The sequence below is a fragment of the Pseudoalteromonas sp. SIMBA_162 genome, assembly GCF_046535955.1.
GTDB lineage: Bacteria > Pseudomonadota > Gammaproteobacteria > Enterobacterales > Alteromonadaceae > Pseudoalteromonas > Pseudoalteromonas marina.
Window position 1 is genome coordinate 1 of record NZ_JAWJBQ010001304.1, and the last position, 232, is coordinate 232.

Here is a 232-nt window from a genome sequence, read left to right on the forward strand (position 1 = left end):
GTTGGTGCTGTACAGCTCCGCGCCCTGGCCCAGCAGGCTGGCCAGCTTGGTGTAGGTCAAGGCCTCGCTGCCCAGCAACTGGCCGCGGTGTTCGTGGCTGGCCCGGTGCTTGTCGGTGCGCCGGCTTTCCTGGCTGTTGGCCAGGGCGAACAGGCGCTGGTGGCCGAAGTCGTGGCGAAAGCGCATGGCGGCCAGGGTGTTCAGCTCTCCTGAGGGCGAGAGTGCAAGCAAG

The 232-nt window shown here is 67.7% G+C and carries 1 protein-coding gene; it reads right to left on the reverse strand.

The features are described 5' to 3' along the window. On the reverse strand, positions 1–232 hold a 232-nt coding region (locus tag R0J88_RS23865), incomplete at both ends, for a hypothetical protein (RefSeq protein ID WP_410901437.1).